Genomic DNA, 25421 nt, shown 5'->3' with positions numbered 1-25421 from the left:
ATAAAAAAACCTGTGCGAATCGCACAGGTTTCTTTTTATTTATCCAAACCGAGTTTCTTCAGCTGTTCCGCCAACGCATTGTTAATCGGTTCATCTTTATTTTGTTTTTTCAAATAGGAAGAGACGTCCCGCTTTGTAGCGCGCCCTTTGTCTTTGCTTTTCCGTTTTTCAAATACAGAAAGCTTCTCACGGTGCCCGCAAACACACGCGAAGGTCTGGCCTTCTCCTTGGCCTCGAAGCTCCATTCTTTTATGGCAGTTCGGGCAGCGCGCGTTTGTTTTTCTGGCGATCGTTTTTCTGCTTCCGCATTCCCGGTCCTGGCACACGAGCATGGTGCCGCGCTTGCCGTTTACCTTCAGCATCATTTTGCCGCACTCCGGACATGCCGTTCCCGTGATGTTATCATGTCTGAAGGTTTGGCTGCTGTTTTTGATTTCTGTTACCGTTTGCTTAGCGTAAGCCTTCATGTCTTTAATAAAGACAGCGGATTTTAATTTTCCGGCTGCAATGGCGGAAAGCTTTTGTTCCCATTCTGCCGTTAAAGCAGGTGATTTCAAATCCTCAGGAACGAGCTGCAGGAGCTGTTTTCCTTTTGAGGTGATAAAAATGTCTTTTTCTTTTTTCTCAATTAAAAAGCTGTTGAACAGTTTTTCGATAATGTCGGCACGCGTTGCAACCGTACCGAGGCCGCCTGTTTCGCCAAGCGTTTTGACAAGGTCTTTTTCTTCTCCCTGCATAAAGGCGCTTGGGTTCTCCATAGCTGACAGCAGCGTCCCTTCATTAAAACGGGCTGGCGGTTTGGTTTGTCCGCTTGTTTCAGTTAATGTGCGGACAGTGAGCGAGGCGCCTTTTTGCAGAGCCGGCAGCGTCTGATCTCTGTCGTCCTCCTGCTCGTCATCCTCGTCAGCCATGTCATAAACGGCTTTCCAGCCTTGTGACTGCACGGTTTTTCCCTTCGCTGTAAAAGTTTCTCCGCCGATTTCTGCCATGACCTTTGTTTCTTCATATTCAAAAGCCGGCATCAGCACAGCTAAGAAACGTTTGGCAATCAGGTCATACAGCTTGCGTTCTTTATCGCTGAGACTGCTGAGAACAAGCGGCTCTTCAGTCGGGATAATCGCATGGTGGTCTGACACTTTAGCATCATTGACGTAGCCTTTATGCGATTTGATGCCGCGCTTTTTAATTTGGGTGACATATTGGGCATACGGTTTCACTTCCATGCCCTCCAGCCGGTCTTTTAAGGTTGGAACAATGTCACTGGATAAAAACCGTGAGTCTGTCCGCGGATATGTGACAAGCTTGTGCTGCTCATACAGCTTCTGCAGAACTGATAGCGTTTCTTTGGCGGAAAATCCGAAGCGTTTGTGGGCGTCCCGCTGGAGTTCCGTCAAGTCGTAAAGCGCAGGAGCAAAGCTTTTTTTCGCTGTTTTTTTCAGTTCAGCGATTACCGCCTGTTTTCCATCAAGTTCTTTTAGCAAACGGCTTGTCACGCCTTGGTCGAATGTTCTCGTCTGCTTCGATTTTTTGTCCTGCCACGTCAGCGTCATTCCATCGACCGCTGCGCGAATGCCGTAATACGGAACAGGTTTGAAGGCTTGGATGTCCGCCTCGCGCTTCGCAATCATGGCTAGCGTCGGCGTCTGCACGCGTCCGCATGAAAGCTGGGCATTGAATTTTGTGGTGAGCGCACGGGTCGCGTTAATGCCGACAATCCAATCCGCTTCTGCTCTGGCAACGGCTGAGTGGTACAGATTTTCATACTCTTTGCCGTTGCGCAGCTTTTGAAAACCTTCCTTGATCGCTTTGTCCGTTACTGAGGAAATCCACAGCCGTTTGATCGGTTTACGGACGTTCGCTTTTTCAATGATCCAGCGTGCGACGAGCTCACCTTCCCGGCCGGCATCTGTCGCGATGACGATCTGATTGACGTCCTTGCGGGTAAGCTGCGCTTTCACCGCATTGAACTGCTTTCCGGTTTTTTTGATGACCACTAGCTTTAGTGGTTCAGGGATAATCGGCAGATCCTCAAGCCGCCATGATTGAAATTCTTTTCCGTAGCCTTCCGGATCAGCAAGTGTCACCAAATGGCCTAAAGCCCATGTGACAATATATTGATCTCCTTCGAGATAACCGTTCCCTTTTTTATGGCACTTCAGCACCCGGGCCAAATCGCGGCCGACTGAAGGTTTTTCAGCTAATACAACTGTTTTTGACATGCTTGATCACTTCTCTTTCTTTCACGCTCATCCTTTTATTATAACAGACTTGACCAAGCACTCTCTAACCGCGCCCGTTTTTTGTATCAATTTCTGAGAAAATGACGTGAGTGACGGTTTGGGCGTAAGGTGTTGTTTTGTTGATGAAAGCTTCTACTGCTTCAAGGCTCTCCGCGTTGATTTTCAGTATATAGCAGGCCGCTCCCGCAATCCGGTAGCAAAATTCAATATTCGGCAGCGTTTGAATGTAGCTTTTGAATCGATCGTAATCCCCGTTTTTGACGGTTGCTTCGACAATACAGGAAACCGGAAGGCCAAGTTTTTTCTGATCAACCTCCAGCGTATATTGCTTAATGATGCCAAACGATTCGAGCTGTCTCACCCGTTCGGTGACCGATGGCGGGGACAGCTTAATTTTCCGTCCTAACTCCCTCATGGACAAACGGCTGTCTTTTTTCAGTTCCGCAATGATATTCAGATCAATTTGGTCAATTTTCATATCAAAATCCTTCTTTTATTTTTGTTCACATTATCTCGGGAATTTGTGTAAATGACAAGATAAAAGGTTTAGATTTCATTGACTTTCAAACACCAGAAAAGCAATATATATTTAACATTATGCAATATATATATTACACAGGGGGGGGCAAACATGACCAATCGCGTAAAACTGGCACGGGTGGAAAAGGGGTGGACCCAGTCTCAATTGGCACAATATGTTCAAGTGACAAGACAAACAATCGGATTGATTGAAAAAGGCAAGTACAATCCAACGCTGCAGCTATGCATCGCGATTGCGAAGGCGCTGGATAAGACACTGGATGAATTATTTTGGGAAGGGGACTGCCAATGAAGCATTTATTTTTTGTTTTTAAAGATGAGTATGTCGAAAAGAAAATGAAACAGTTTTATGGGGAAGCAGGATTTATACTTGCTGCCTTAATGCTGATAGATTTCATTATTAGAGGTTTTGTTCTTCAACGAGATCCTATGGAGTACATGGTAAGCGGTGTTGGATTTGTTGTTTTTGCAGGATATATTCTCATTCGCTATTTATTATCAGGTCTTGAGCACCCTGAGATTGCGACTGAAGTGACCTACCGAAAAAAAAGAAAAGAAATAATGGCAGCGAGCCTTATAACAGGTGTACTGTTTTTTATTATTAGTATACTGTTTACAGGCTATCCACATACGCTTCATGAGTGGCTGGAAGCATTGATGCTCGCAATACTGTTTATCTTCTTTTATTTTATCATCAACTTTTTAAGTCTCCGAAGATCTTTTCTAAAAAACAAAGAGCTGGATGATGAGTAAGCCAAATATGAATGTTTTCCGAACATTTTCTGAAACTTGTCATATATGCCCGCCGGATTGTTTATAGTATAGATGAAAACGTGTCCACGAGGAGGGCGATTTATGCTGCAAACGCCGATCGGAAGACTTCGCACGATGGGTTTTATTGAAGGAATGTCACTCTTAATCCTGCTTTTCGTCGCCATGCCGCTCAAATATTGGGCAGGCCTTTCTCTTGCGGTGACAATTGTCGGTTCTGTTCACGGCGGATTGTTTATTTTGTATTTGCTTGTGTTGGCCTATGTGACGTTTTCTGTGAAATGGTCGCTGAAATGGTCAGCCGCCGGTTTCGTCGCCGCATTCGTCCCGTTCGGAAACTTTTTGTACGACCGCGGATTAAGGAACTTTAAATAAACGATAAAGCGGCATGATGTGATGCCGCCACTATTAAGAAAACAGCTTGAATCTGCTTCAGGCTGTTTTCTTTTTTAAATCCAATCATCATGTCATAATTATACAGTAGTGAAAGGAGATGGAATGATGACGAAGAGGATTCCCTACGACCAAACAGCCCCTGATGGATTACAAATCATGATGAAAATGGAGGCATACACAAAAACGTCCAATATTAACCGGACTACAAGAGAGCTAATAAAAATAAGAGCATCACAATTAAATGGCTGCGCCTACTGCATTAACATTCATACGAAAGATGCCCGAAAAATGGGAGAAACCGAACAGCGTATTTACGGATTAAACGCTTGGGAAGAGTGCAATTTTTACACCCCTGAAGAAAAAGCAGCATTATTGCTGACGGAGCATGTCACTTTTATTTCTAACAAACGTGTGCCTGATGATGTATATCAAGAGGTGCGTAAATATTATAATGAAAAAGAATATGTTGATTTAATTCTCATCATTAATCAAATTAACAGCTGGAACCGAATCGCCATTTCTATGGGCAACATCGCCGAATAAATAAAAAGCTGACCTTTCATCAGGTCAGCTTTTCGCCATCAAAACCATTTTGTCAGCCACGCGATATAATAAGCGCCAGGGATAAACAGAAGCTGGGCAAGAAGCGTGCCCGCTACCCTTGACGTCACCATTGTCACAGAGGTCCATTTCAAATAAACATAGCTTCGTTTTCCTTTTGCCACATCATCAGCAAGAACAGACACTTTCGGATCAACAAAAATGGCCAGCAGCATCGTCGCAATCCCGTTGATTAAGCCTGATGCCATAACCGCCGTCGTGCTGCGCTCGGGTGCAAGAAGCCCTGCGTAAAGTGCGGAAAGCACGCCGATTGTATAAATGGACGTGATCAGCATGTTAATGACAAACAGCCGTTTTGGAATGAAACGCATGTGAAATCCCTTCAAATACGAAGCAGACGGCAGACGCAAATAGGAGCAGGCATTTTTACATCCATTCTTAGAAAATCCTTTCCGAAAGACCTGAATAACGGAGCCGCCCCCGCTCGCCAAGTGGATGATCGCACGTGAAAAAAGGACGACAAAAGACGGAAGCAGGATAATGCCCACAATAGTCCCGACCGTCGAACCAAAGATCAGGAACCGGAACTGCTCGCCTACGAGCGCCAGCGCGTTTTTTCCGGCATCATCAATTAAGTGCCCCGTGAAGGGCTGCTGGACCATGTTTGACATTCTTGACACGATGACCATGACATTAAACAAGGAAAGCGCGGACGCGATAAACCCTACCCGGGCCCCTGAAAGCCTTGTGGCATAGGCAAGGGTCTCTATTGAGTGAATCAATAACAAAAAACAGAAAATAAAAACGACTTGTGTTGTAATAACATGCACGGTATTCTTTCCTCCAGTTTCATCCTAGTGATAAGACTGAAGGAAACAGCCAGAAGTTTCATGTGTGATTTGTTTTTTTCACAATAAAAAACCGCCGGCGTATGCCGAGCGGTTTGTCTTATTCTTTTCTATACGCAAATAAAGATTATATCATCCGCCAAGTCGGGCGGGTTCGATTCTAAAGCATTGTTCCGAAGAATCATTCTGGAAAGTAAACACCATGGAAATTTCTTGAACACAAGACAACGAAAGCCCTACCTCTCAATCGTCACTGCGGCTCCGAAGCCGCGCCGGTGTGAATTGTAAAACAAAAAAGTCTTTTTTCCATCTCATCGTTAGGGGCGATTTGTTATGAAGGAAAAGAATAAGGGCAGCTGGTTTGCTGCTTGTGAAGCGGTAAAAGCTTCTCTCTCAAAACAGAAAAAAGAAGTTTACTTTCTTTTTTATTTGCTTATTTTCTTGCTTAGCTATTCATGATAACATATCGCCCCTGAAAACACAAACTTTTTTTATAAATCAAGTGAGACTGGTGTTTTCTCTCCCGCATTCATTAATCTGATAGTTTCCGGTTCGATTTCAAGAATCACCAGGTTCGGGTCATCCTTGCCGTCAAACCAGCGCTCCAATTTAGAACTCCAGATTTTGTCTTTCAATTCTGTTGAATTGTTTATTTTTGCTTTTCCTGTGACTTCGACATACGCATCGCCAAAGCCTTCACAATCATAACCTAATAAAATGTGCACATTGGGGTTATTCTCAATTTCTTCAGCTTTATGAGTTTCTTTGCTTGTCGGTGTATAAATCGTCAGCCCGTCATGGAAAAAAGTCATGTAGCGGGAATGCGGTTTGCCCTTTTGAACCGTTGCGAGCGAACCTACTTTATGGTGATCTAGAACATCAAGCACTTTTTGTTTAATATCTTGCTGATTCATCTCGAATCACTCCTTTTTAACGTCTCCGCTGTTACTTTTCCACATTCGGGACCGATTTAAACAAGAAAATGTGCTCTTTAATTTTTTGCTTCCCATTCACGCTTTAACAGACTGTAATAGACGAGGTCGTGAAACTTGCCTTTAATGAATATGCCTTCCCTCGCTATTCTTTCCTCTTGAAAGTCGAGGCGCTCCGGGATCGCTCTGCTTTTGTGATTTCCGACAGCCGCACAGATCGCAACACGATTCAATTCCAGATCCTGAAAGGCATATGTGATGAGTGTTCGGCAGGCGGCAGTGATAATGCCTTTGCCTTCGTATTCCTCGCCAATCCAATAGCCAATTTCCGCTTTTTTATTTACTTGGTCAAGGTTATGCAGGCTAATCATGCCGCACAAGCTGCCGTCATATAGAATCCCCGCTTCAATGCCGTTCAGGTCAGCATACTGACGCCGCCAATCCGGAATGAGCGTTTCCCTGTACGTTTCGGCATCACTTGGATTTTCAGCCCAGAATAGCCATTGGCTGATTCGCTGCTGGTTCTCATGAATGATCGCTACCAGCCGCTCCGCATCTTTCGGCTCCAATAACCGGATGGTAATGTGATCGTTTACGTCGCAGGTGAACATCTCCCTCGCCCTCTTTCCTTTTTTACCCATTATAACGGTGTTTCCGTTTTTTTCAATAAAAAAAAGGATGGGCTTTTTAAGCCTCATCCTTAAATTCTAGGGTCGGTAAAGATATCATGTTTGTCTGTGCTGGTTGAAGACATTTCCGTTACGACTGCGCCTTCCTCCCCGGCCTGGAACCAATGCTTGGTGTTCGGCGGAATTGTATATTGCCCGCCGGGTTCAAGCTCAATCTCATGCCAGACTGTATAGTATTCTCTATCCTCTTGTGGAGGAAGAACCTTTGGAAGCTGTGTTTTTTCTCCTTCAACATAAAGATATACTTTTCCGTAGCGGCAGCGGAAGGTCTCCTGCTTGCCTTCCTGCCCGTCAACCGGCGGATGGCGATGCTCCGGGCAAGTCTGGCCCGGAAACAGCACCAGTTCCTTTGAACAATACCGGTCTGTATTCACATAGACAAAGAGCTGGAGCCCGACTTTTCGTTCTTTTCCCAAGCCGTAGTCCATGAGCTGAATTTGTTCTACTTCATCATCTGTTAAGACAATACCAGCTTTTTGGTAGTAGCTGTTTACTTCTTCTTTTGTGATGCTCATTTCCTCACTCCCTCTTACGTCGTCACAAAGTCTCCGCCGTTTACATGCAGCGTTTGTCCTGTCATATAGGATGATTCATCTGATGCCAGCAGCACATAGCATCCGACATGCTCAACAGGCTGACCCGGACGGCCCATCGGCGTATTTTGCCCAAATTGAGCGACTGTATCTTCTGAGAATGTAGACGGAATTAACGGTGTCCAGATTGGTCCCGGCGCTACGGCATTTACACGGATGCCGTCTTTGACAAGTGCCTGCGCCATTGTTCTAGTAAAGGCATTGATCGCACCTTTCGTAGCCGTATAATCAATCAGCATCGGATTACCGCGATAAGGGTTAATAGAAGTCGTATTGATGATCGCGCTGCCTGGTTTCATATAATCAATTGCTTTTTTAGTCAAATAAAATTGAGAATAAAAGTTTGTTTTGAATGTGCGGTGAAGCTGTTCGCTTGAAATATCTTTGATGCTTTCCTTCGGATGCTGCTCACCGGCATTGTTCACAAGGATATCCAGACGGCCGAGTTCATTCACGGTTTTTTCAACCGCTTCATTACAGAACTCCTCGTCGCCCACATCTCCGGAGATTAAGAGACATTTCACGCCCTCTTGTTCAACGCGTTTTTTGGTATCTTCAGCATCTCCCTGCTCATCCTTATATACAATGGCGATGTCAGCGCCTTCCTTTGCGTAAGCAACAGATACCGCACGTCCGATTCCGCTGTCGCCGCCTGTAATGAGTGCGACTTTTCCTTTTAATTTATCAGCACCTTTATAATGCTCGTACTCATATACGGGACTTGGATTCATTTCACTTTCAATTCCCGGCTGGCGATTTTGGGTTTGTGCCGGCAGTTCTTTCGGATAGTTTGCCATAATGATTCTCCTCCTTTTTTTCATGTCTATTTGTTGTGTACCTCGTGCCTACTTTGGATAAACATGGTTCAGCACCTTCGGATTGCTTTATCAGAAAAATGTTTCACATGGAACGCAAGGAGGAAAATGATGTGAAAAGGAGGTTGCTGAATGATTAACATGCTTTCTAAAAAATTCAGCAGACCGAAGGGGATGTTCGGCATACTTGCCGGATACATCATGGCTGCTGAAAATAAAACACTGAATCAGTGGACAATAGATCAGCTTGGATTAACACGCGGAGACCGCATTCTAGAAGTCGGTTTTGGACCGGGTTATTGCATGAAGCAGATGCTGAAACGCGAAAAGAGCGTTCATATCCATGGGCTTGATGTATCAGAGGCTATGCTGAAGCTGGCGGCACATAGATTAAAAACAGACCGTGTTCGCCTGATACAGGGCAGCATTGAAACGTTTCCCCTCCCCGCCGTGTATTATGATAAAGTCATTTCCGTTAACAACTACACGATTTGGAATAACCAGCAAGAAGGCATCAAACAGATTTATCAAGCTTTAAAACCCGGCGGCAAAGCAGCCATTACGATGCAGCCCCGGGAAGCAGATGCCAGTCCTGAAAAAACTGAATCGTTCGGAAAACAGATGCTTACTGACCTGAAAACGGCAGGCTTCAAAGACATTGATATCCAATATAAAGACATTAAACCTGAGCTTTCAGTCTGCGCAACCGCAAAAAAGCCCGTCACATAAATGACGGGCTTTTTCTTTTATGAATGTACAGCTCGCTTGCGCAAGACGTCTTTTTTTACTTTGCCGAGATTATTTTTCGGAAGTTCCTTTACGAATTCGATTTCAGGAATTTTGTAAGCGGACAAGCGTTCTTTACAATATGCAATGACATCCGCTTCCGTTATTTCCTGAGTGCCATTAGTAACGATAAAGGCTTTTGGTTTTTCTCCGTACAGCGGGTCCGGTATCCCGACAACTGCTGTTTCAAGGATGCCCGGGATCTGCTGGATGACTTCTTCAACCTGATCAGGATAGACATTATCGCCTCCGTAAATAATGACATCCTTGTATCGTCCGGTGATGAAGATAAAGCCGTCCTCATCCACGTAGCCTGAATCTCCGGTTCTGAACCAGCCGTTTTGCAGCACCTTTGCTGTCGCTTCAGGGTTTTCCTCATAGCCTTTAAATAAGAATGGGCTATGCACAACGATTTCTCCGATTTCACCTTGCGGCAGCTCTTCTCTCGTCTCAGGATCTTCTACCTTGACTTGAACATCAGCAACAGGTTTACCGGCAGATGCCGCTTTATCCATTCCCATTTCAGGAACCCATGTGCTGATTCCCCAAGCTTCTGTGCTTCCGTAACCGTGAGCGAGCTGTATGCCGATATCAAGATAACGTTGAATCAGGCTGCTAGGCACTTTTGTTCCGCCTGTCATCAAAATAATGAGCGAGGACAGATCGGTTTGATGTTTTTCCCACGCCTCAAGCAAATAAGTGTAAAACACAGGAAGGGCCATGATCGTTTGAATTTTTTCTTCTTCAATAACCTTCAGCATATCAACAGGATCTTGGTCCTTTGTAAAAATAAACGTGGTTCCCGCAAACGTTCCAAGCATGATACAAATAAGTGCGCTCGTATGATAAATCGGGTGGCACGCCAGAAAACGCAGATTTTTCATTCGTGCGCTTGAGCTATTTGATTTTGATACGTAATTGTAAATACCGCCATGGGTGATCATGCATCTTTTCGGATTCCCTGTTGTCCCTGACGTAAACATCAGGAGCGCTGTATCATCTGGAGAAACGATTTCTGCTTCCGGCAAATGATCAGGACCTGCAAAAAGCGCTTCAAACACTGGAGATGTCTCATACGCTGTACCTGTTTCCATGATCAAATACACAGAAGACAGCTCAGGCAGCACTTCATCCATTGTCTCTTTAAATTCCGATCCGTAAAACAATGCTTTCGGTTCACTTGCTTTTAAAATGCCTGTCATCTCGTATGGTTTCAGCTGCCAGCTGACAGGTACAACAACGGCGCCGATTTCAAGTGCGGCAAACATAAGTGTTGATGCGGGGTGGCCGTTTTTGCAAAGTAATGCCACACGGTCGCCTTTTTGAATTCCTTTTTGAAGCAGAGCATTCGCCAGCTGATTGATTCGTTTGCGATATGCTGCGTATGTCAGCGTGTGAGCTCCGCTTTTTACAGCTTCTATTTCTTCGCTATCCGGCATGTCATGCAGAATCAGATGCTGTAATGTTTCCATATTGGTCATCTCCTATATCTCTTGAATCCTCTATAATTTGTTAGATTATCTTCCTTACCCCACCCATTTTAACCCAAAAAAGATAACTTGTAAAACTATTTCATTTTGGAACTATTCCATTACGGAATGATAAAATAGTCCCGCATTTTTTTATTTTGTTCTGCATCCATACAAAAACACACGCCTTTTTTTGGCGTGTGAAATGTGTGATTACGGGATGTTTTTTTCTTTCATCCAATTGAAAAAGATGCGGTTTAAACGATGATACAGTTCTCGTTCCCCTTCCTCCTGAAAGCCCGCCATGCTTTCTCCGCTTTCAATAATGGCAGAGCTGATCGCACTCAAAACCTCTGAGCCTTCTGCTGATAATGTGGCCGGCGCCATCATGACGAGAATTCTCGTCATACTGAGGGTATTTCCGTCCATGCCATTGACTTCAAAAGATGTGCTGAGATCGTACATTTTGAAAAAAGGCAGGACGATATGATCATTTTTGAGATGATAAAGCGCCATGTTTGTACCGGGTATGCCCAATCCCCCTTGTTTTTCGCGTTCTGCAAGACAATCAGCCGCTTTTTTCGGATCTCGGATGAGGCCATCGTTTTTCAGCTGTTGAAAAAGCTCGAACAGCAGCTCGCCGTGATCCGGCTTTGTTTTCATTTCAGTGAGTGAAAAATGGCGCAAGACGTCTTGAATGACCGCCATGTATCGTCCGACGCTTTCCGCCGTTGCCAGCATGTCAGGGATGTCGGCTTGCCGCGTCTCTTCCTTCGGGCTTCTTTTTTTCTCAAGAATGAGCGGGATTTTCCGCTTGATATATTGCTTCACCTGGTTTGCGTCTTCCTCATTTAAAAGCGGGCTGACCATAATATAGTCGATGTTTTGATATGGGATCGGCACAGTGGACACAATCATATCATAGGCTTGAGTGTCGCGGTCCTTCAGCTCGATCAGGGATGACATATCAAACGATTCAATTTCCGGCAGCTCTTTCTTCAATCTCGAAGCAAGCATTTTCGAAGAACCAATTCCGCTTGAGCAGACAACAAGGGCTTTCACTTTAGCTTCTTCTTTTTTGATTTCAAGCGCTGAACCGAAGTGTAGAACGATAAAGGCGATTTCATCATCGGAAAAGGACATGTCCGGGAAAAATTTCTCCACACCCTCTTCTATCGCCATATACAGCAGAAAATAATCGCGCTTGATCTGTTCCTTCAATGGATTATAAATATCGATGTTTTCTTTCATGCGGCTGATGGCCGGTTCCAAATGGGCAATCAAGCCCTCATATAAAGAGTAGTTTTTCGTCAGATCCATTCTGATTTTATCTGAAATAAAAGCGATCAGCCGTTTTGTTTGCAGGGCTGTTTCAAGCTCTATTTCCTGTGCTCTGTATTCTGTTTTGTATTTGCGGTTGGCGCTTCGCAGGTGGATCGTTATATAGCCGACCTCCGCTTCCGGGATTGTCACGCCGAAAGCACGTTCAAGCTCACCCGCGATTTCCAGAGCGGAGCTGTATTCTTTTGCACTCTTGAGTTCATCAAGCTCGCTCTCTTCCATGCTGATCGTTTCGCCAAGTTTAATGCGTTCGATCGCAAACGTCAGATGAACGACAAGCGCTATATAGGAGCTGTCAGATAGAGAAAATGCGATTTTTTCTTTCAGCTGGAATAAAATCCGCTCCATTTTTAAAAGCTCGCCTTTGCTGACAACCCCGAACATCTTCTCGGAGGAATCGGCTTTTCCTTTAATGTTTAATTCAACCGCTTCCAAAAACATTTGGATGTCGAGGCGGTTCACAATCAGATTGCCGACAATTTTTCGTTTCGCGTTCTCCGGCCCCATTAGCTGGATGCCAAAGCCTCTTTTTCGAATCAGTGTTAATCCGAATGGAGAAATCCATTTCTCCAGCTCATCTAAATCGTAGCTGACTGTAGCATTGGTGACCTGCAGATCATGAGCGAGCGTGTACAGCTTCACCGGTTCTTGGGACTCCAATAGCGAACAGAGAATCAGCAGTTTTCGTTCGTCCGCGCTGTATTCATGCTGTTCATGTGACAGCTCGGTGATCAGCTTTTGTTTATCTTCGGGATTCCCTAGCACCTTCAAGCCTTTGCCGGGCTGTTTATCGAGTTTGAGCCCAACAGTCTCCATCAGCGGTTTGATTGATTTTAGCTCTCTGTGAATGGTTCTGGTGCTGACCTCCATCACCTCAGCCAGCTCCGTTACGGTTACATATCGGTTCAGTAATAATAAATGCTTTAAAAGCTTTTGTTCTCTTGCAGTCATATACATAAAAAGGCCTCCAGACATTCATGATGTGCGGATGAGGTCGCATGGAGATATAGAAAGAGGAAAAAGAGGTTTTCTTTATTAATATAAAACGCTTTCATATAGGATTCAATCACTTATAAATGGGAATTTGGCACTAAGCGGTGTGACAGTATTGAAAAAGCATCAGCCGTTATGCTGATGCTTTTTCTTTATGGTATATCGTGGCCTTGTACGGCTGTATAAATACGGAACCACTGATCCTGATCAAGCTTATACGCCAAGGCGTTTACCGCGGTGGAAATCCGCTCGCGTTTTCCGCTTCCGACAATAGGCATGATGCCGGCCGGATGCGTGAAGAGCCATGCGTACATCACCTCGTCCAATGAGGCAGCACCGATTTCAGCCTGAACGGTTTCAAGTGCCGTGCGAATGCGGCGATCTTTTTCCGTGTTTCCGGCGAATACTTTACCGCCTCCAAGCGGCGACCAGGCCATCGGAGAAATCCGTTTTTCCTGACACATGTTCAATGTGCCGTCCTGAATATTTTCTAATTCATATGCGGAAAGCTCAATTTGATTGGTGACAAGCTTTTCAGGCAGATACGATTCCAGCATTCGATACTGATGGCCTTTAAAGTTCGAAACACCGAAATATCTGACCTTGCCGGAGCTTTTCAGCGCATGAAACGCCTCAGCCACTCCTTCCGGATCCATGAGCGGGTCCGGTCTGTGAATCAGCAGCACATCGATGTAATCCGTTCTGAGATTCAAAAGCGACTGTTCAACAGACGCCAGAATATGAGTTTTGCTTGTATTATAATGGTGCGATCGGTGAGCTGGGCGTTCAGGTGATTCAAGAACGATGCCGCATTTTGTGACCAGCTCTATGTTTTCCCTTAATCCGGGTGAAAGAGCAAGAGCATTTCCAAACCGTTTTTCGCACGTGTAGCTCCCGTAAATATCCGCATGATCAAAGGTGGTGATACCTTGATCGACACACCACTCAATGAGACTGAGCAGCTCAGCGTCTGAATAGTTCCATTCATTCAGACGCCAAAGCCCGTGTATCACTCTTGAAAATTGAAGATCCTCCGCCAAATGAATACGCTGCATGCAAAATCCCTCTTTTCTTAATAAACCGGGTTTTTGCCCCTTACTAGATCATTCGGCCTCAGACGCCCTTTTTCCTTTCACTCCCGTTAAAAAGGTTTTATTTCGATTGAAATTGCTTTTTTGCTTTTTCAACTACGTAGTGGCTGCCGCCGTGATCTTGAACATTTTGAATCATCATCGCGACAAGCAGGTCTTTGTTTTTATAGTCATAGCCGACGAACCAGCCATTTTCAGTGCCGTCTTTATCATCCTTTGATTTTTTCAGCTCGGCTGTTCCCGTTTTTCCAGCCACAGTGATTCCTTTTACGACAGGCTGATACGCTGACCCGCGTTCATCTTCGACTACACCTTTCAACCCTTTTGTAATATCGGCGGCTCCTTCTTTCGTGAGCACTTGTTTGTGCCAGACATCAGCGGTTTGTGAGTCTTTCTTGATAAGCGTCGGTTTCACGAGGTCTCCATTATCGACAAATGGCGTGTAAGCTGCCGCTAGATGAAGCGGAGACATTTGCATTTGTCCCTGTCCGTAGCCTGTATCCGCAAGCAAAATATCTGAGTCTAGCTTGCTGTTTGCGATTGACGATTGCTGGACTGGGAATTCATATGGAATATCCTCAGCAAACCCAAATGTTTTCATGCCTTTTGTAAAGGTATCCGCACCCATATCAAGCGCGTTTTGTGCAAAGTAAATATTGTCTGAGGTGATCAGGGCATGTTCCAAATCCACTTGCTCTAAGCTGTCAGACACTCGTGTAACAGAATAGCCGCCCCAGCTTGAATCTTTCTGCCACTGTTTACCTTTGATTGTTTTCTTCTCTGCTGCTTTAAGCGTGCCGTTTTTCAGGCCGATGGCAGCAGCAATCGGTTTAATTGTAGATCCTGGCGCATATGTTTTGTTAAATTTCGCAGAAAACGGATTGTTTTTGTCTTCGTTTAGTTTTTTCCATTCTTTATCGCTCCATCCGAATATAAATCCGTTTGGATCGTAAGAAGGCGCGCTGACAAGAGCCAGTGTTTCACCTGTCTGCGGCTGCAGTGCGACTGCCGCTCCGCTGTCATCCTTCAGTTCGTCATACAGCTTTGTTTGTGTTTTGATATCAATTGTGAGATGAAGATCCTCACCGTCTTTCGCTTTCGTTTCAGCGATGACTTCGCCGGTTTGCGGAACGTAGATTTTCCATCCTGTTGTGCCTCTAAGCTTGTCTTCATACACATTTTCAAGACCTGAGATTCCGATGTTTGACGTATCACTGTACGTTCCGTCTTTCTTTTTCTTCAGTTCTTCCGCCGTAATCGCACGAACGTAGCCTGTCAGATGGGCTGTTTTTTCGCCATACGGATAATAGCGTGAGCTGACATTTGTTCTTGTGACGCCTTTTAATGACGTCACTTCAGACACTAATTTTTCTTCGTCCGGTTTTACTTTTTTGACCGGCACGAATGAATCATCTTTGACCCAGCTTTGTTTTAGCTTCTGGTTGATGTCATCTTCAGTTACATCCAGTTTTTTCGCGAGCTCTTTTATGACTTTTTCTTTTTTATCACCAAGCTCTCCGGGAACAATTCCAATTTCCGGAACATCTGTGTTGACGGCTAAGCCTTTCCCGTTTTTATCGTAGATTTGGCCGCGTTTCGGTTCAATGCTGGCGATTTGAACGGTTTTGTCATCAGCCAGCTGCTTGAAAATAAACGATGGGTCCCAATCTATATTCCATGACTCCTCGTCATCTGTTTTTTCTTTTTTCAGCACAGCAGTATTTTTAAAGCTGACTTTGCCCGCATTTGTGTCCATGCTGACTTTGTATGGGATGTGCTTCATCGTTTCATTGTCTTTATCATCCTCATCCACTTTTCCCGCAGTGACTTTCAGATTTTTTACGCCTGCCTGCTCATAGATGGTGTTATATCTGCTGACGAAATCCTTTTTGGAGATTTCTTTTTTTACATCTTTGGTCAGGCTTTGATACATGTCATCGAATTGCTGATCGTTCCACTGTTTTACGAATGCTTCCATTCGGTCCTCTGGTGAATCTGTTTTGGAGCATCCGATTAATCCGATCAGCCCGATACATAGAAATAATAGTAGAATACACTTTTTACACATGACTTTCCCCTGCCTTCCACTTGTTATTTTCTCTTAAATGAATTAGTACGCGCAAGATTTTTTTGAAAATGAAGGAAAAGGTTCATCGATTTTGCAGAAATCTCCTTTCGTTTCCTGTAAACTATTTGAAAAGAGGGAAAGAAGGGATCGCATGGTCAGAGAAGCAGCTATGCTTCATATTAAAGAGGGACTTGAACAAGAATTTGAAGAGGCGTTCCGGCTGGCGGCGCCGATCATTGCCGGAATGAAGGGCTATATCACACATTCTTTATCAAAATGCATGGAAGAAACACATAAGTACCTGCTGCTCGTAGAGTGGGAAACGCTTGAGGACCACACTGAAGGCTTTCGCGGGTCTTCCGAGTACAAAGAGTGGAAAGCCTTGCTGCATCAGTTTTATTCGCCGTTCCCGACGGTTGAGCATTTTCTGGATGTATCATAGATTTATATCATATAAAGCGTAAAACCGATGAGAGAAACAGACCAAACGAAAACGGCAGTATAGATGTTAAATGCCCCTGAGCTGTCGTTTTCTTTTTTGCGTTCTTCAAGTCCCTGAATAAACATGACCGCGCCCAGAAATACGAGCATGACCGATTGGATAACAGAGGTGTGTTCCGTATAGTTAAAAGCGATAAGCGCCAGTATGATAATGATAACCGCAAAAGACATTTTAAAAATGCGAAACAAAAGGACCATCCTTCCTGATATACGAAATATTGAGCGTTATGCCTATATTTGCCTTTGCCCTCCATTATTCTAGCGCACTTTTTTTGTATATAGAACATGAGACGGGGAAATTTAAGTTTCTTTTAATATTTGAATTCATATAAAAAAAAACGCGCCAGTGATCAGGCGCGTTTTCTATGAAACTGATCATTATCGATAACCTAGTCCGCGAAGCACTTCGGCCATTGCCTGATAGCCGCTGCTATTCGGATGGACACCGTCGAAAGACAGGTATTCCTGCTCTTTCCCTTTAAAGACACTGTAAACGTCAGCGATTTTAACATGAGGCGCTGAGGCCAGCGTTTTTAAATGCGAATTAAATGAAGTAATCCATTGATCAGCAATGCCAATGCCGGGAAACGGATTGTATAAATTAAAAACACGGATGGCGTAAGGTGATGGATCTGCCCCTTTGATTTTGGCGATTTGAGCAATCATCTTTTCAAAATTCTCATGACAATGCGCGGACGCACGACTGAAAATCGTTTCATCCTGAGAAGATTGATAGGATAATACAGATTCAATGAGATCATTTCCGCACCCTGTGATCGTAATCATATCAGCGGCTTGAATTTGTTTTTGAACATAGGGATATGACAGGAGGCCGAGGATTTCCTCTGTATCAAGGCCGGATTTGGCGAAAACCGATACGGCTGTTTTTGATTTCAGATCGGCTACCATCATGTCCCTGAAGCGCTGGACAAATCCGGCAGAAAACAGCCCTGAGCCTCTCCCCGTCGTTAAAGAATCTCCGAGCGCTGTATATTGAAGCACCATGATCTTTCCTCCACTCATGAACGTCGATACGTTAATGTACGCAGAAGAGAAAAGATCGGCTACTTATGGATACCCTATTTTTCTGGATATCTGCAAAGCGGCTTGTTTTACTTTTTCCGTTAAGTACGGCAGCCTGTCTTCTGTAAATCTCGCTTCAAACCCTGCAATACTGATACCTGCCGCCACCTGGTGATGATGGTTGAAAATCGGCGCACCAATGGCCGCCGTATAATTTTCGAGTTCTGAATAGCTGACGGTATAGCCGTTTTGCACCGCGGTATCAATCGCCTCAAGAAGCTTTGACGGATCTGTAATGGTCCCTGAACTGATCGGAATGAGCTCTGTCTGTTTCATGTACGCTTCAATTTCTTCACGGGGCAGAAAGGACAAAATGCTCCGGGCACATGCTCCTGCGTACAGAGGAGAACGCCGGCCGATTGCAGTGTACAGGCGAACGGTCTGTGTCCCTTCAATTTTCTCCACGTAGATTGCTTCATTTCCGTCCCTCATAATCAATTGAACGGCTTCATCTACTTCACGGCAAAGCTCCTCCATCACAGGCTTGGCTATTTTTCTGATATCGAGTCTGTCCGCGACAAGCTGACCGAATTCCAAAAACACCAATCCCAGCGTATAAACGCCGGATGTGTCTCGATTGAGGAACCCCATTTCTTCCAGTGAGCTGACCATTCGGTGAACAGAGGTCTTCGGCATTCCTGATAGGGAAACGAGTTCGCTTAAAGTAAGGCTTGGTTCATGCAAAAACAAATTGAGCAGCGCCATAGATTTTACTACGGTTTTGTTTTTATTCTGCATCATTCCATCCCCTTTGTTATGTCAGCCATTCCATTTTCATTCTTGTTTTCAGTTCTTTTAGATACTCTTCCCGTTCAATAAAAAGCGCTTCCGCTTCCTGAAGGGACACAGGCTCAAATTGGACGTGCTCGCCCGGCATGATTTGCGAGGCAATCGGAAGATCAGCTGAAATGATGTGAGCGATCCTCGGATAACCTCCCGTCGTTTGCCTATCTGCAAGAAGGATAATCGGATTGCCGTCAGGCGGCACCTGAACTGTTCCAAATGTAACCGCCTCTGACACCATCTCAAGCGGCGCCTTCAATTCAAGCGGTTCCCCTTTGAGCCTGTAGCCCATCCGATCGGACTGCGGAGTGACACGAAACGTCTCTTCATAAAACCGCGTTTTCGATTCTTCTGTGAAAAAAGAGAATTGTTTTCCTTCCAGCACTCGGATCACCGGATTCTTTTTTAACGGCAGAAATCTGTATCGGCTGACTGACCAGTTCGGCGCTGCAAATCCTCGCTGACCAAGGTGTTGGCTCAAGCGGGAAACGATGGTTTTCGAAAGAAATGACATTTCACCAATCGGCAGTTCATCTTCCTTCTGAAGCGCTCTTCCGCGAAATCCGCCGATTCCCGCTCTGACATACGTGCTTTTGCTTTCCATGACAGCAGGTACATTGAAGCCGCCGGCTATCGCTACATAAGCACGGCTGCCGAGTTTGCAGGGGCCAAAGGTGATCGTGCTGTTTTCCTTAACGAGCACAGGTTTCCAAAGAGGCGCTTCTTCTTCATTCACACGCAGGGTAAAGTCCGCTCCTGTTACAGCAATCAGCATTGGTTCTGACACATAAAGCGACGGGCCGGGACCCATCAGCGTAATTTCAAGGCCGGCTTCTTTTTCGCTGTTTCCGATCAGCAGATTGGCGATTCGAAGCGACACCGTGTCCATGGCGCCGCTTGCCAGCACGCCGTATTTTTGATAACCCGTTCTGCCTATATCCTGAACCGTTGTGAGCAGTCCGGGCTTTAACACTTTCATGCTCAATTGGACTCCTCCTTATAGGCGCGATAGTCATCCTCTGAGATGCGGACAAATGTAACAATATCTCCTGCTCTTAATAACGTCGGCGGGTTTTCCTGCGGCCGGAATAGAGCCAGCGGCGTTTTGCCGATCAGCTGCCAGCCGCCCGGTGTCGAAATCGGATAAACGCCTGTTTGCAGTCCCGCAATTCCGACTGAACCGGCGGGAATTGATGGTCTTGGCGACGATTTCCTTGGAGCTGCGATACGTTTGGACATCCCGCCTAAGAACGGAAACCCCGGTGCAAAGCCCAGCATATACACCACATATTCGCCGCCTGTATGAATCTCAATGACTTCTTCGGGTGTCAGATGATTGATCTTAGCCACCTCTTCTAAATCAGGCCCGAATTCACCGCCATAGCAGACGGGTATTTCAACGACGCGGCGGCTGCTTTCATAATCAGCCGTTAATTCTCCAAGCCGCTCATGAACATCGCGTTTCACCTTCTCAAAAGGTGAGCTGATGCCTTGAGGCAAATGCTTGTACACTTCATACATATCATAAAATACGGTAAGACTCGTAAAAGCCGGGATACATTCAATGAATCCCGGAAACGGCTGTTCTTCTATATAAGCGGCAGCGGCATGGACAAGACCGTTTACTTGCTCGCTTATTTCTTCTCCAAATCGGATCATCATTGCAGAATCACCGAGCTGTTCGAATTGTAATCGTTCAGTCATCTTTCTCACCTCGTTTATTTCTCGTTCATCAGGAGGACGGGAGGTTACAGCACCGCAAGCGACTCGTCTCGAATATCTGTGATGAGCATATGCCCCGGCGCATGTGTGATGACCATTTCAGGTTTTACATTCATAGCCACAGCTTGCGGAGTGACCCCGCATGCCCAAAATACAGGAACCTCGCCTTCACGAACAGAAACGGCATCTCCGAAATCCGGATTGCCCAGATCCTGTATGCCGATCGCTTTTGGATTGCCGATATGAATCGGTCCTCCGTGCACAGCCGGAAAACGCGAGGTCACCTGTGCGGCGCGTACAGCGAGCCGTTCAGGAACCGGTCTCATACTGACAACCATCTGTCCATGAAACGGCCCCGCCGGAACACAATCTATATTCGTTTTGTACATTGGAACGTTCGTCCCCTCGTCGATATGTCTGACGGGTATTCCATTATTGATCAGCGCCTGTTCAAAAGAGAAACTGCATCCGATCAGAAAACCGACAAAATTGTCCTCCCAGTATGGCGTGATATCAGATGCTTCCTCCGTCAAAACACCGTGCCTGTATACACGGTATTTTGGAAAATCCGTTCTGATATCAGCATCAGGCGCTACAAGCGACGGCACAGGCGAACCGGATTCCGTCACATCCAGCACCGGACAGGGCTTTTGATTCCGCTGGCAAAACAGCAGAAAGTCAAATACCAGATCTTTTTTCAAAATCACAAGGTTCGCTTGAGCATAGCCGCCGGACATTCCGGCGGTCGGGCCGTTTATTTTCCCCTCTCGTATGAGAGCGCGCACATCTCTTGGCGCCATCTTATTCAAATAATCCACTCTTATCAGCTCCACAATTGAGGAAGTTGTGTAAATAACGTGTAGATGCCCATAATCGCCATGACGATGACAACCAGTGCACCTGAGCCTGTCAGCCAAAGCGGATGCTTATAATCACCGACAATGTTTTTCTTATATGCGGCAATGAGCAGCGTTCCAAGCGCAATCGGCAGAATCAAACCGTTCAGAGATCCGACAAGCACGAGAATTTTCGCCGGCTGGCCGATGGTGACAAAGGCTAATGTGGAAACGACAATAAATCCGATAATAATGCCGCGTGAATTCTTTTCAATTTTTGGAGAAAAGGTTTTAAAAAACGAAACAGACGTATAAGCGGCTCCGATAACGGACGTAATGGCTGCTGACCACATGATCAATCCGAAAATTTTATAACCGACATTTCCCGCTGCCAGCTGGAACACAGAGGCGGCCGGGTTGCTTTCGTCAATGTGCAGGCCTTTTGAAACAACACCGAGCACAGCTAAGAAAAGGGCGATTCGCATGATCGATGTAATTAAAATGCCGATAACTGAGCTTTTTGTCACCTGGGGGATGGATTCCTTGCCTTTAATCCCAGCATCAAGCAAACGATGTCCGCCGGCAAATGTGATATATCCTCCGACGGTCCCGCCGACTAATGTGACAATTGCGAATATACTGATATGTTCAGGGGCAAATGTGTTCGCCACAGCCTGTCCCACTGGCGGCGCAGACGAAATTGCGACGTACAGCGTTAAGATGATCATGGCAAACCCCGCGATTTGCGTAAAACGGTCCATCGCTTTTCCTGCTTCCTTGATGACAAAAATCAGAATTGCGATGACAGCGCTGATTAAGGCGCCTGTTTCTGGTGTAATGCCGAACAAGACTTGAAGTCCGAGCCCAGCCCCTCCGATATTCCCGATATTAAAGGCAAGTCCGCCAAGCACGACGAGAATGGCGATGAAATATCCCAGTCCGGGAAACACCATATTCGCAATCTCCTGGCCCCTTTTTCCTGAGACCGCGATGATGCGCCATACGTTGGTTTGAGCGAAGATATCCAAAATAATAGAAATTAAAATAACAAAACCGAAGCTTGCTGCGAGTGTGTTTGTAAATGTTGCGGTTTGTGTCAGGAATCCCGGGCCGATTGCTGATGTTGCCATTAAGAAGGCGGCACCCATGAGCAATGACCAGCTGCCCGTTTTTTTCCCTGCTGTTTTTTTCTGCTGCTCCATCTATTTTCCTCCTTCTAATTACTTCTGGGCTGAAATAGCAGTCACTTCGATTCCCGCCGATGTAAGCTCTTTTCGGATTTTTTGCGCAAACGTCAGCGCATGGGCACCGTCTCCATGAATGCAAACCGTATCTGCTTTTAAGGATATATCATGTCCTTGCTGAGATTTGACCGCCCCTTCTTTCACCATTTTGATCACCTGAGTGACGGCGGCATCATCGCTTTCAATGAGTGCGTCCGGCTGGGAGCGCGGTGTCAGTGTGCCGTCCGCTTGGTATGTTCTGTCGGCGAATACTTCGCTTGCTGTTTGCAGCCCGATCCGTTCTCCCGCTTTTACAAGCTCGCTCTCAGCAAGGCCGAAAAGAATCAGTCCTGGATCGACCTTGTAGACAGCTTTTGCAATGGCATCCGATAGCTTCTGATCGACTGCAGCCATATTGTACAAAGCGCCGTGCGGCTTGACGTGCTGCATGTGAAGCCCTTCCGCTTTTAAAAATCCTGACAAGGCGCCAATTTGATAAACCACAAGATCATACGCTTCCTCTGGAGAAATCGCCATATTTCGGCGGCCGAAGCCGAGTAAATCCGGGAGTCCCGGGTGCGCGCCGATTTTCACGCCTTTTTCAGCAGCAAGGGCAACTGTTTTCCGCATGACACCGGGATCCCCTGCATGAAATCCGCAGGCGACATTCGCCGATGTGACAAACTCTAAAATATCTTGATCAAGACCTATCGTATAGGCTCCAAAGCTTTCCCCTAAATCACAATTTAAATCAACTTGAAACACAGAATCCCTCCTGCCAAGCAAACGATTGCTTTATGTATTTTATTGTTCCGAAATTCGGAACAACTATTCCGAATTTTTGAACTTTATTTCATTATATTCAATCATATTAGTTTGTGAAATAACTTTGTTAGAAAACCTACCATGGACCTAGAAGAAAATAAAAGAGTCCTTATCTCAGGACTCTTTTTCTTATAGTACCCAATGGCGTATCGCTTTAGCGACTCCATCTTCTATATTTGTATCAGTGATCCAATCAGCCGTTTCTTTCACGATGTCTTGAGCATTGCCCATCGCTACGCCCAGCCCCGCTTCTTTGATCATCGCGATATCATTCAAGCTGTCGCCCATCGCCATGACATGTTCCATCGTAAAGCCGAGTTTTTCAGAAACCTTCGCAAGGGCTGCGGCTTTGTTGATGCCGAGCGCGTTGACCTCAATGTTTGTCGGGCTTGAGTTTGTGATTTCGAGCTCTTTATTTTTTCTAAGCTCCGCCAGCACTTCGTTTCGAATGTCGTCATCCTCTATGTCAAATCCGAATTTGAGCCATTCATGATCGGTGATGTTTTCCGGAAACTCGCCTCTCCACACCTTGTTAACGGTTGAAGCCCAGAAATTGGTGTTATGTTTATTCCGCAAATCCCACATCATTTTGATATGATCCGTGTGGAGCAGCTTGCGTTCCACTAAATTAAAATTCGAATCCCAGATTTCGCTTCCGTTAGCCGTGATTAAAAAAGACGACAGCTCCAGCGACTCAGCCAGTTCCCGGCACGTCATCAGCGTACGGCCCGTGCTGATCACCACATACACGCCTTTATCCTCTGCTTCACGAATGGCTTTACGGTTTTCATCCGAGATCAGCTGCTCGTCATTCAGCAGCGTTCCATCCATATCAATTGCGATCAGCTTGATATCTACATTTTCTCTTTGAACAGACATATATGTACCTCTCTTTATCTTAATTGTGCTTCTTTCTATTCTAATACATTACACCGAGCAGAACAAAAAAGCGATTTCACATGTTTGAGGTGCACTGATAAGAGGAAAACAAATAGTGAGGTGATCAAACATGAAAGAAAGAAAACAGCAGAACCGCCCAAATGAAAATCCCGAGCATAATGACTTAACCGATCCGATACCGAATGAAGAGCTGAAGGAAAACATGAATGATGAAAAACACAAACGCCAGCAAAGAGATGACTCACAAAGCGAACGAGATTACGATACGAAATAATAGAACCCCTCACAAAAATGGTTGTGAAGGGTTTTTTTCATTTTTCAATATAGATGCCGATTTCAGCTTCAGCAACAGGCCGCCCGCCCACTGACGCCTTGGCATGTCCAAACACAAACCCGCGGCGATTTCGTGTGACTTCAAATAATAGATCAAGCCGGTCACCCGGTGCGGCCGTGCCCAGCTTTTCCGCTTTCTTCACGGATGACAATAAGCCCAAGCTGTTCTCATCTGTAATCCCTGTAAAAGCCGCGGTTTGCGCAAGTGCTTCAATCACAAGTGAAAACGGCATTTCTGTTTGCGTGTCAGTGATAAACCAGTCATTCTCACTGACCAGCTTATAAGCAGCTGCATGTTTGCCGGGCTCACTTTCAATCACGCCATCAATAAACAAAAACGGATAGCGGTGAGGTAGCATATAAGGTTTCACCATTCTCCACCCTTTCTTTCATTTCATCAAGCATCATCTCTTTTTTGCGTATGTATTCATTTTGCTTGTCTCATCTCACCGAACGGATAAAAGACAAGAGACTCAGTACCAATGATATCTTCATCAGAAGGCATACCCATTCCATTTCTGCTGTCCACCGAATTGAGACGGTTATCTCCCATGACAAAATATTTGCCGGAAGGCACCTCAGCTTCAAAATCATTCGTGAGATTTTCCCCTAACGCTTGCATTTCTTGTTTATGTTCCTTTAGATACGGTTCGTCGACTTTCTTACCGTTTATGTATAGCTGATCATCCTTCATGATAATAGAGTCGCCCGGCAAACCGATTAACCGTTTTATAAATGAACGGCCGCTCTTTTCGTTATGAATCACGATGATGTCGCCTCTCTGAAACCCGCCTGTATATTTGGCTGCTTTGTCCACCAAAATCCGTTCTGAGTCTTTTAGCGTTGGAGCCATTGATGAACCTTCAACAAGATAGGGAATATAAAATGCCATTCTGATCATGAATATGAAAGCCAGGATACATGCGATACTGAGTACAATAAATTTGGTTTTTGATTTCTTCTTTAATGTGATCGTTTTTGCGTTCAACTTCTTTCACCTGATACCTTCCTAAAGAATTCCATGTCATTATACAGCATTTGGGATCTTCTTGGTTAGGAATCTGTTGAAATGTTGTAAATGG

General features: G+C 45.3%; 29 protein-coding genes. 7 read left to right on the top strand and 22 right to left on the bottom strand.

The annotated features are described in order from the left end of the window. Positions 1-35 precede the first annotated feature (35 nt). Together LJF29_RS17805 and lrpC are read right to left on the bottom strand one after the other, a co-directional pair. Positions 36-2219, bottom strand: coding sequence for a DNA topoisomerase III (locus tag LJF29_RS17805; protein ID WP_229149959.1), 2184 nt, complete (start codon positions 2217-2219; stop codon positions 36-38). 64 nt (positions 2220-2283) lie between these two features. Continuing rightward, positions 2284-2718: a transcriptional regulator LrpC gene (lrpC, locus tag LJF29_RS17800; RefSeq protein WP_168746960.1), complete on the bottom strand. Its 435-nt coding sequence runs from the start codon at positions 2716-2718 to the stop codon at positions 2284-2286. 153 nt (positions 2719-2871) lie between these two features. On the opposite strand from lrpC, the gene LJF29_RS17795 reads away from it, so the two are divergent. The 4 genes from LJF29_RS17795 (at position 2872) to LJF29_RS17780 (ending at position 4490) form a co-directional block, all read left to right on the top strand. After that, the gene (locus LJF29_RS17795) at positions 2872-3072 is read left to right on the top strand and encodes a helix-turn-helix transcriptional regulator (protein ID WP_101864010.1); all 201 of its coding nucleotides are present in this window, start codon (positions 2872-2874) and stop codon (positions 3070-3072) included. Next, a complete protein-coding gene (locus LJF29_RS17790) occupies positions 3069-3533 on the top strand; it encodes a DUF6773 family protein (RefSeq protein ID WP_229149957.1) in 465 nt (154 codons plus the stop codon). The genes LJF29_RS17795 and LJF29_RS17790 overlap by 4 nt, the downstream gene beginning before the upstream one ends. A gap of 102 nt (positions 3534-3635) precedes the next feature. After that, complete coding sequence (locus tag LJF29_RS17785) at positions 3636-3926, top strand: DUF3817 domain-containing protein (protein ID WP_010333070.1); 291 nt, start codon at positions 3636-3638, stop codon at positions 3924-3926. Between the two features lie 126 nt (positions 3927-4052). After that, positions 4053-4490 (top strand): carboxymuconolactone decarboxylase family protein, encoded by a 438-nt coding sequence (locus LJF29_RS17780; protein ID WP_229149956.1) that lies wholly within the window; start codon positions 4053-4055, stop codon positions 4488-4490. A 38-nt stretch (positions 4491-4528) separates the two neighbouring features. Here the strand turns inward: LJF29_RS17780 and amj are convergent, their stop codons facing one another. The 5 genes from amj to LJF29_RS17755 form a co-directional block, all read right to left on the bottom strand. Continuing rightward, complete coding sequence (gene amj / locus LJF29_RS17775) at positions 4529-5338, bottom strand: lipid II flippase Amj (RefSeq protein WP_229149955.1); 810 nt, start codon at positions 5336-5338, stop codon at positions 4529-4531. Positions 5339-5847: 509 nt separating this feature from the next. Next, positions 5848-6270 carry a pyridoxamine 5'-phosphate oxidase family protein gene (locus tag LJF29_RS17770; protein ID WP_010333067.1) on the bottom strand — a complete coding sequence of 141 codons (423 nt, stop codon included), beginning with the start codon at positions 6268-6270 and terminating at the stop codon, positions 5848-5850. 77 nt (positions 6271-6347) lie between these two features. Next, positions 6348-6899 (bottom strand): GNAT family N-acetyltransferase, encoded by a 552-nt coding sequence (locus tag LJF29_RS17765; protein ID WP_229149954.1) that lies wholly within the window; start codon positions 6897-6899, stop codon positions 6348-6350. 89 nt (positions 6900-6988) lie between these two features. Beyond that, entirely contained in the window at positions 6989-7492 is a 504-nt protein-coding gene (gene lyxE / locus LJF29_RS17760; protein ID WP_010333065.1) for a D-lyxose ketol-isomerase, read from the bottom strand. 14 nt (positions 7493-7506) lie between these two features. Beyond that, positions 7507-8367, bottom strand: coding sequence for an SDR family oxidoreductase (locus tag LJF29_RS17755; RefSeq protein ID WP_168746957.1), 861 nt, complete (start codon positions 8365-8367; stop codon positions 7507-7509). A 150-nt stretch (positions 8368-8517) separates the two neighbouring features. Here LJF29_RS17755 and LJF29_RS17750 point away from each other — a divergent pair, with 150 nt between their 5' ends. Then, entirely contained in the window at positions 8518-9114 is a 597-nt protein-coding gene (locus LJF29_RS17750) for a class I SAM-dependent methyltransferase (RefSeq protein WP_229149952.1), read from the top strand. A 17-nt stretch (positions 9115-9131) separates the two neighbouring features. Here the strand turns inward: LJF29_RS17750 and LJF29_RS17745 are convergent, their stop codons facing one another. From LJF29_RS17745 to LJF29_RS17730, 4 genes are all read right to left on the bottom strand, one after another. After that, positions 9132-10643, bottom strand: coding sequence for a class I adenylate-forming enzyme family protein (locus LJF29_RS17745; RefSeq protein WP_229149951.1), 1512 nt, complete (start codon positions 10641-10643; stop codon positions 9132-9134). A gap of 210 nt (positions 10644-10853) precedes the next feature. After that, positions 10854-12938 (bottom strand): BglG family transcription antiterminator, encoded by a 2085-nt coding sequence (locus LJF29_RS17740; protein WP_229149950.1) that lies wholly within the window; start codon positions 12936-12938, stop codon positions 10854-10856. Between the two features lie 188 nt (positions 12939-13126). Next, on the bottom strand, positions 13127-14029 hold the full coding sequence (locus tag LJF29_RS17735) for an aldo/keto reductase (protein ID WP_229149949.1): 903 nt from the start codon (positions 14027-14029) through the stop codon (positions 13127-13129). A 97-nt stretch (positions 14030-14126) separates the two neighbouring features. Further along, positions 14127-16133 (bottom strand): penicillin-binding transpeptidase domain-containing protein, encoded by a 2007-nt coding sequence (locus LJF29_RS17730; protein WP_229149947.1) that lies wholly within the window; start codon positions 16131-16133, stop codon positions 14127-14129. A gap of 151 nt (positions 16134-16284) precedes the next feature. Between LJF29_RS17730 and LJF29_RS17725 the strand changes: the two genes are divergently transcribed. After that, on the top strand, positions 16285-16575 hold the full coding sequence (locus LJF29_RS17725; protein ID WP_010333058.1) for an antibiotic biosynthesis monooxygenase family protein: 291 nt from the start codon (positions 16285-16287) through the stop codon (positions 16573-16575). A gap of 2 nt (positions 16576-16577) precedes the next feature. Here the strand turns inward: LJF29_RS17725 and LJF29_RS17720 are convergent, their stop codons facing one another. The 9 genes from LJF29_RS17720 to LJF29_RS17680 form a co-directional block, all read right to left on the bottom strand. After that, the gene (locus LJF29_RS17720) at positions 16578-16823 is read right to left on the bottom strand and encodes a YczI family protein (protein ID WP_010333057.1); all 246 of its coding nucleotides are present in this window, start codon (positions 16821-16823) and stop codon (positions 16578-16580) included. A gap of 189 nt (positions 16824-17012) precedes the next feature. Then, positions 17013-17639 (bottom strand): GDSL-type esterase/lipase family protein, encoded by a 627-nt coding sequence (locus LJF29_RS17715; RefSeq protein WP_229149945.1) that lies wholly within the window; start codon positions 17637-17639, stop codon positions 17013-17015. A gap of 63 nt (positions 17640-17702) precedes the next feature. Beyond that, a complete protein-coding gene (locus tag LJF29_RS17710) occupies positions 17703-18455 on the bottom strand; it encodes an IclR family transcriptional regulator (protein WP_229149944.1) in 753 nt (250 codons plus the stop codon). Positions 18456-18471: 16 nt separating this feature from the next. Next, positions 18472-19479: a biotin-dependent carboxyltransferase family protein gene (locus tag LJF29_RS17705; RefSeq protein ID WP_229150013.1), complete on the bottom strand. Its 1008-nt coding sequence runs from the start codon at positions 19477-19479 to the stop codon at positions 18472-18474. Positions 19480-19481: 2 nt separating this feature from the next. Next, positions 19482-20204 carry a 5-oxoprolinase subunit PxpB gene (pxpB, locus tag LJF29_RS17700; RefSeq protein ID WP_229149943.1) on the bottom strand — a complete coding sequence of 241 codons (723 nt, stop codon included), beginning with the start codon at positions 20202-20204 and terminating at the stop codon, positions 19482-19484. A gap of 44 nt (positions 20205-20248) precedes the next feature. After that, complete coding sequence (locus tag LJF29_RS17695) at positions 20249-21022, bottom strand: putative hydro-lyase (RefSeq protein ID WP_229150012.1); 774 nt, start codon at positions 21020-21022, stop codon at positions 20249-20251. Between the two features lie 23 nt (positions 21023-21045). Continuing rightward, entirely contained in the window at positions 21046-22260 is a 1215-nt protein-coding gene (locus LJF29_RS17690) for an NRAMP family divalent metal transporter (RefSeq protein ID WP_229149941.1), read from the bottom strand. 18 nt (positions 22261-22278) lie between these two features. Continuing rightward, on the bottom strand, positions 22279-23046 hold the full coding sequence (pxpA, locus tag LJF29_RS17685; protein WP_229149930.1) for a 5-oxoprolinase subunit PpxA: 768 nt from the start codon (positions 23044-23046) through the stop codon (positions 22279-22281). Between the two features lie 189 nt (positions 23047-23235). Further along, entirely contained in the window at positions 23236-23985 is a 750-nt protein-coding gene (locus tag LJF29_RS17680) for a Cof-type HAD-IIB family hydrolase (protein WP_229149925.1), read from the bottom strand. Positions 23986-24115: 130 nt separating this feature from the next. On the opposite strand from LJF29_RS17680, the gene LJF29_RS17675 reads away from it, so the two are divergent. After that, a complete protein-coding gene (locus LJF29_RS17675; RefSeq protein ID WP_010333048.1) occupies positions 24116-24280 on the top strand; it encodes a hypothetical protein in 165 nt (54 codons plus the stop codon). A 37-nt stretch (positions 24281-24317) separates the two neighbouring features. On the opposite strand, the gene LJF29_RS17670 is transcribed toward LJF29_RS17675, so the two are convergent. Both LJF29_RS17670 and sipU read right to left on the bottom strand, forming a co-directional pair. After that, positions 24318-24698: a 3-hydroxyacyl-ACP dehydratase FabZ family protein gene (locus LJF29_RS17670; RefSeq protein WP_168749385.1), complete on the bottom strand. Its 381-nt coding sequence runs from the start codon at positions 24696-24698 to the stop codon at positions 24318-24320. Positions 24699-24766: 68 nt separating this feature from the next. Further along, the gene (sipU, locus tag LJF29_RS17665; RefSeq protein WP_229149924.1) at positions 24767-25327 is read right to left on the bottom strand and encodes a signal peptidase I sipU; all 561 of its coding nucleotides are present in this window, start codon (positions 25325-25327) and stop codon (positions 24767-24769) included. Positions 25328-25421 lie beyond the last annotated feature (94 nt).

It is taken from the genome of Bacillus sp. LBG-1-113, from assembly GCF_020708615.1.
In the GTDB taxonomy this organism is placed as follows: Bacteria; Bacillota; Bacilli; order Bacillales; family Bacillaceae; genus Bacillus; species Bacillus mojavensis.
This window is presented reverse-complemented; position numbering and strand designations above follow the sequence as displayed.